Raw genomic sequence first — 6,226 nt, 5'->3', positions numbered from 1 at the left:
GTTAAAGCTTTGCGGGGAAAGTATGATGACCCCTCACTTACCTATGATTCTGTGGAGGAAAAGGCTGATGAGCTTTTAATGAAGGAAGTTAAAAGATAGAATTTAAGCTTAGAAAAGATAGAATTATAGAGTTGCTGGTAAGTCGTTATTTATTATCCGTTATCATTCGATTATGTATTTAAGGGGCTGGATTAAAATGGGATTTGATTATCGAACATTGTTAGAGGGAAGGGTATGAAAACTGAATAGGCTTCCACAAATGTTGAGTTTAGATATGTGGAGAGGACTGTTAAGCTTAAGCATCTTGTGGATACTAGTGCTAGTAAAAGCGTAATTTCTAGGAGACTGTTTGAGAGGCTTGGGAGCTTTATACCTTAAGTGAGCCTTATGAGTTGAAGACTGCAGATAAGGGAGGCAAGCTGAGGATTCCAGGGCAGTGTTTAGTTGAGGTTATATTTCAAGGGGTTAAGGTTCCCGGTAGAGTTCTATTTGAAGTTGCAACAATTTGAGGAGATGATTTGGATTTGATTATTGATAGACTGGAGATAGATTCTTGGGGCGTAATATTCACTTCGGAAGGCCCAAAGCCGAGGAAGGTCCCAATAGAGTTTGAGATAATCTGAAGCGGAAGAATATTTAGGGTTAAGAGGAGATTATAAAATTTTATGACTTCTCGTTTATTGAATTTCTACTGAATAAAACTGTTTCCTTAGGTTTCTTATATTTTAGCTCTCTTTTACGTAGGTATTCGAATAAGCACATGGTGATGATAATTACGATTATCGTGTAGGACATTGCGATAGTTGCATCCCATACTTTAATTTGGTAGAGCATGGCACCTACATTTGCAAATGCATGGAAGAGTACTGCCCAAATATAGCCTACTAGAAGCCCTCCTCTCCCATTCATGAATCTTATTACCGCTATTGCCGTCATGACTCCATGAATGAATACAGCTATTATCCTTTCGCCTATGAAACCTCCGAAGTAGTAGAAAGGGTATTCAGCGTATTCTGGCATCATGGAAATCCTCCATGCCAAATACCATATCTCCCCAATGCCGAAGCCCATGCCAAATGCCATCCCCATCCAGAGGGCAGATGATTTATTGACAATATTTCTCACTCTTCTTGCTATTAGGGGTGAAAGTTTTATTGCCTCCTCGCTAATGGGTGGGAGGAAGTGGATTAGTAGGAGGAACCACCATGGTGAAGTTATATCCAATATGGGAGGAACTTTTAGGAGGGATGTGAGGGTTTCATACATTGGTTTTTTGATGTAGAGATTTACGATTGCACTGAGGGGGAGATTCATTAACATTAAGGCGAAGTATATCCATTTACTTCCTGAAAGCCAGTAGACTAATCCTCCCCACAATAACATTGAAATAACGGTTGCTATAAGGGCAGCAATGTAGATTCCATGAACCCCCTCACTTTCCTTAGCGAGAAACCATAATCCAGCTATCTTCGCTTCACTATCAAAAACGACTTTTATATCGAGTTTTGTTTTGGCAAATTTACAAGTGACATAAATCGCTCTATATCCCCCCTCCTCAGCTATTCTTGTCCCAACTATCTCCTTCAATTCCCCAACATTACTGATCAACTGATTCCATACAGTTTCAAGTTTTTGTGGAGGCAAGACTTTAGCCATCTCCACGTTGAACAATTTCACCACATCTTCAAATCTCCCTTCCTTAAGTAGATTGATGAAAGTTATGGCTAAATCTTCCAAGCTGAACGTAGCGTATAAGGGGATAGACATTTGAATATTTTGGAAAGAAAAATGTGGAAGCAAGGTCATAAAAGTTAAGACTATAGGAAGAATTCTCATAACAATTTCCCTCTTATACGGCTATGGAAATCAGCTATGAACTGCTCTTCATTATCAGGCGTGATGCCATACAATCCACGATCAGTTTCGATGAGAATTATGCCCCTCGACATTGAAGTAGCACACATTTTAACTACACCCACATCGGCATATGGAACCCTAAACAAGGCAAGTCCAGGAAGTCTGAAACTCGACCAAAGCGATATCTCTAAATCCCGCTTCACAACCCTCTTAATTGAGGAGAGGGGGATCACATACTTGAGTATAAAACCACACTTAATTACAAGTTTCTCATCATTTAACTCATATCTCATGTAAGGTAAATTAGCTAAGACAATTATTTGAAAGAGCGCCACACCAAGAATTAAGAGGGAGGAGATTAGGAGTATAGTGTCCCCTATGGCCATATACAATTGTAGAGTGAAAAATCCTATGAACAGAAGGAGAATGGTAAGTAGGAAGAGGAATAACCAGCCATAAGATCTCCTAGCAACATAAACCTTCAAACCCAATTCAAACACACCATTTCAGATAACATTGTAAATAATCTTACAATTATTAACGCGTTATTGATTATTAAATTTCCGCTCGCAAAAAGTCAATTACACTCTCCAATGAAGGCAATAGGGGCAGCAAATTCAACATTTAGGGGGATATAGGTAAATAATATATGAAGAAATCATACCACTAGTTGAAGAGCGTTATTTGGTTGGTTCGTGGATTCCTTGAAGTGGTTTAGCGTTTTCTTTGCTGTTTCTGGAAGCTCATACTCCTCCATAACGTGCTCATTGATCCTATGCTTCTTGTGGTATTCTTTAATGCTTCGAGGATGGGTTTGAAGATTTCCTCTTTACTTAAAAGTCATCCTTTGGTTTTGGGAAGACTATTTTCACATTGTCATATTTTCGCTCAATTCAATTGAACATTCACTTCATTTCTTCAGCATTTTTACAGTCGATTATACATGAACCTCAAACCATATTCAATAGCATCACGACATTCTCAACTTTGAATACCCTTCAACTCTTAAGAATATATTCCAAAACTATCACCCTCATATAATATGCTTTCATAATTTTGGTTGGCTTGAGAGAAGATGCTGTCAGATGTAAATATACAGAATTAACAGGTTTTAATTCACTTTATTAAGCTTTTATATTTATCTTTTCCTTCCAGGGATGCATTTCGACTGATTCTGAAAGGTTTTTTAGTGTGTCTACACAATAGTATGTAGAGGAAGGCGTTTATGTAATATGTTTGAAAACTTAACTGTTCCCAAGAAACTTATAGATGAAGCTAGGAGGAAGGGTATTGACGTCGAAGACTTGCTTATAAATACTTTGGCTAAAATGCTTAACATGGAACCTAATGAAATTGCGGTAGCTAGACTTGAAGTAATATTGAGCCTCTTGAATGAGGCTGAAAAGTATTTGGCGGAGAAGAATCCAATTCAGGCAAGTGAGAAGCTCTATAAAGTTGCTGAGGAGTGTATAAAAGTTCTTGCGGAAAAGTATAATATAACTGAGTATCGTGAAGCTTTGGAGCATGCTAGGTGGCGTCTAGGCTTACTTGACAAAGCAGTTGTTACGCTCTCCAAGATGCTTAATGAGCCTATGATCATCTATGCATGGGATTCAGCATATTATCTTCACGTGCAAGGCTTCCATGAAGCTAAACTTGACGTTGAAGAAGTGGAGGTTAGATTGAGTAAGATAAAGTGGCTAGTAGATTACGTGAAAGAGAAGGTGAAGTAGGGATCGGATCCTAGATAAGCTCACTTCTGTAAACTTTTCAGGCATCATTCATTTGAATATTATGTTATCCATGTTGATATTATGAATTATTGGAAGCTTATAGAATCCATTATTCAAAACTTCTATCCATACGATTTTATCCTTCTATTTTAGGCCTAGCTTTCTGGAGCAGTCTTTGCATAGGTATGCTGCTTCTCCCCCTCCGAGGGATATTATGATTGGAGTTTCGTATTTGGATCGACATATTGGGCAGTATCCAAGTATTCTTCCACAAAGGGAGCATTCATGTAGGCTACTCCCCTTAACTTCAACTTTCAGTTTACGTCCCTTAATTACTTCTGGCTTATCTCTATAAGTTATTTTACTTAGAACTTCTCTGCAACAATCCTTCATTATTTGCCTCACAATGATTTCCCCATTCTTCAATTCCAATTCAACTTTATCTCCACGTCTAAATGGGAATGAATCATCCAATGCAATTTCGGGTGGAATATATATGTGATATGTCCTGCTTTTCCTACCTCCAGTTAAGACTATCTTTCCAACCCCCTTCAACATACTTCACCTCCAATTCTTGAAGGAAAATAAGGTTTCAATCATCTCCATGAAAATGAAATCTCTCCAATGCCATTACATTAAAATAAATTCATCCATCTCTGAATACTATGCATCAGCATTATTAATTTTTTACTACTAAATTGTTGCCGTGAAATTTTGAAGCTTGAATACGTATTGGAAATCATCAAAGGCTCAACCATCATGACCATACATCCCTATAAGTTTAAGTGAGTTATAAACAACTAATAATTGGCCACTTAATTGAAGTATGACTTCTGGGATTTAGGACTTCCCACATCCTCTATTGCTTTAATGAATCTTTCTAAGATGTTTTTAGCATATGGTTTAAGTTCTTCTGGTATATAGGGGTCTTCTAGACTATTTCTGATTCTCATTTCTACCCATTTGCAATCCCCCTTTCGTAATGCATACTCCAACTCCTTTTCAAGTGCTACGTAGTGTATTGTGTAGATTAGGGTTCTTGGAGCATCTATTAAGAGCCCTTTATAAATCTTCATCCCCCTCCTCTTCCACTCATTTATCTCGACAAGCTCATGGATTAAGAGATACTCATTTCCGAGAATATCATTCAAGGTGGTTGCGTCTCCTGTAAAAGTTTCAGTGGACATGTAATCTATGAAGTCTTGAGCTGATACGTCGCCTAAATGGTAGTTGAGGGATTCAAGTATCCTCTTAGCCATTTCAACTCTGCCCTCAATTTCAGCCAACATAAACTCACCTATAACATGGAATTACCAGTCTGTAAAGTTAAATATTTTAGCCATTTATATATCGTCTTTCAGCTTCAATATATGTAAGAATAGTTTTGTATGTAAAGCTCAATTTATGCTACGCATACCATTTTTATGAGAATTTTAATTGAACCCCTCTTCTAAACTTAACTCGCTTATTTCCACATCAACCTCTCCCTTCTCCCTAACCATTTGAATACTTCCTCTACACTTGAAGTCCTTTAACATTTTCAAGTTAGATAGAAAGGTTATAAGTATGTTATGTGCAGTAATGAATGTAGGGTATATGTTGAATGGTGTTATTTGTGTCTAGTGAACTTAAGAGACAGTTCATGGAACTCCTTGAAAGGGATGTGGAATTTAGGTATGCTGTGGCAGGTTACCTTGGGCTATCTGAGATCATTAAGAGGCTTGATGAACATGACCGCAAGTTCAATGAAATTCTTGCCGAAATTAAGGCTCTTCGAGAAGACCAGAAAAGATTATGGGAGAATCAAAATAAGCTTTGGGAAAACCAGAATAGACTCTGGGAGGAAATCAAAGCATTAAGAGAAGGTCAAAGTAGGCTTTGGGAGGAGGTTAAGAGTCTAAGGGAGGGACAGAATAAATTGTGGGGTGAAGTGAGGGGTCTTAGGGAAGTTTACGTTAGATTAGAGGGTAGGGTGACTGGTCTTGAGAAAGCTGTATCTACGCTGGCTAGAACTATTGGTGTAACCCTCAACGATTTTGTAGCATCTTTCGTTGAAGAAATGCTTAGATTAAGCGGTATCCCAGAAGAGAAGATTAATGTTTCAGCAAATGTGAGGATAGCTTATGGCGAAACAATTCGAGAAGTCGACATCTTTAACTCCGACCCCGTAGTTGTAGGTCAAGTAACCACATATATTTCAAGTATTGAAGAGGCGAAGAACGAGTTAAACAAGCTCCTCGAAGACGTAAGATTTGTGGAGAAGATAACTGGAAGGAAAGTCTTTATGGCAATCCTCGCCATTGAAAACACTCCAGAAGAAGTGGCAAAGTTCCTAGAAACTGAATGTGAGAAACTCAACGTGAAATTCATATCTGGAAGACTCATCCCAAAAATCCCCACATACTAAATGATGTAATAAAATTAATAGGAGTATACTGACTTTTATTCAATGAAGAGGTAGAGGTATGAGGATAAGGTATACTTATCATAGAATTTTCAGATGAGAAGATAGATTATGCTGAGGAAATGGGGCCAATAATAGTGCATTTCACGGAAGATGGGAAGCCTGTAATGCTTGAAATTCTCGATGCAAGCGAGTTTATAGCGGGGATAAGTAAAATTGCAATGAGAGCTAA

7 protein-coding genes are annotated in these 6,226 nt (G+C 38.0%); 3 read left to right on the top strand and 4 right to left on the bottom strand.

Features of this window, described 5'->3' with window-relative positions; genetic code table 11:
• Positions 1-663: 663 nt before the first annotated feature.
• Positions 664-1,767: a DUF3887 domain-containing protein gene (locus MRT15_RS08680; protein WP_304329691.1), complete on the bottom strand. Its 1,104-nt coding sequence runs from the start codon at positions 1,765-1,767 to the stop codon at positions 664-666.
• A 65-nt stretch (positions 1,768-1,832) separates the two neighbouring features.
• Positions 1,833-2,348 (bottom strand): PH domain-containing protein, encoded by a 516-nt coding sequence (locus tag MRT15_RS08675; RefSeq protein WP_304329690.1) that lies wholly within the window; start codon positions 2,346-2,348, stop codon positions 1,833-1,835.
• Positions 2,349-3,089: 741 nt separating this feature from the next.
• On the opposite strand from MRT15_RS08675, the gene MRT15_RS08670 reads away from it, so the two are divergent.
• The gene (locus MRT15_RS08670) at positions 3,090-3,590 is read left to right on the top strand and encodes a PaREP1 family protein (RefSeq protein ID WP_304329689.1); all 501 of its coding nucleotides are present in this window, start codon (positions 3,090-3,092) and stop codon (positions 3,588-3,590) included.
• Between the two features lie 144 nt (positions 3,591-3,734).
• Here MRT15_RS08670 and MRT15_RS08665 read toward each other — a convergent pair whose 3' ends face one another.
• Both MRT15_RS08665 and MRT15_RS08660 read right to left on the bottom strand, forming a co-directional pair.
• A complete protein-coding gene (locus tag MRT15_RS08665) occupies positions 3,735-4,148 on the bottom strand; it encodes a hypothetical protein (protein WP_304329688.1) in 414 nt (137 codons plus the stop codon).
• Between the two features lie 257 nt (positions 4,149-4,405).
• Complete coding sequence (locus tag MRT15_RS08660; RefSeq protein WP_304329687.1) at positions 4,406-4,879, bottom strand: hypothetical protein; 474 nt, start codon at positions 4,877-4,879, stop codon at positions 4,406-4,408.
• A gap of 326 nt (positions 4,880-5,205) precedes the next feature.
• On the opposite strand from MRT15_RS08660, the gene MRT15_RS08655 reads away from it, so the two are divergent.
• The gene (locus MRT15_RS08655) at positions 5,206-5,997 is read left to right on the top strand and encodes a hypothetical protein (RefSeq protein ID WP_304329686.1); all 792 of its coding nucleotides are present in this window, start codon (positions 5,206-5,208) and stop codon (positions 5,995-5,997) included.
• A 71-nt stretch (positions 5,998-6,068) separates the two neighbouring features.
• A partial coding sequence (locus tag MRT15_RS12605; RefSeq protein WP_369684966.1) for a DUF2283 domain-containing protein occupies positions 6,069-6,226 on the top strand: 158 nt, incomplete at its 3' end.

This window comes from Candidatus Culexarchaeum yellowstonense, from assembly GCF_024707025.1.
Taxonomy (GTDB): domain Archaea; phylum Thermoproteota; class Methanomethylicia; order Culexarchaeales; family Culexarchaeaceae; genus Culexarchaeum.
Note: the sequence above shows the minus strand (reverse complement) of the source record. Positions and strands in the feature narration are given on the sequence as shown.

Bases quoted from the DNA above. Each gene is read 5' to 3' on its own strand.
- MRT15_RS08680 (WP_304329691.1), bottom strand. From the start codon at position 1,767: ATGTCTATCCCCTTATACGCTACGTTCAGCTTGGAAGATTTAGCCATA.
- MRT15_RS08665 (WP_304329688.1), bottom strand. From the start codon at position 4,148: ATGTTGAAGGGGGTTGGAAAGATAGTCTTAACTGGAGGTAGGAAAAGC.
- MRT15_RS08660 (WP_304329687.1), bottom strand. From the start codon at position 4,879: ATGTTGGCTGAAATTGAGGGCAGAGTTGAAATGGCTAAGAGGATACTT.
- MRT15_RS08670 (WP_304329689.1), top strand. From the start codon at position 3,090: ATGTTTGAAAACTTAACTGTTCCCAAGAAACTTATAGATGAAGCTAGG.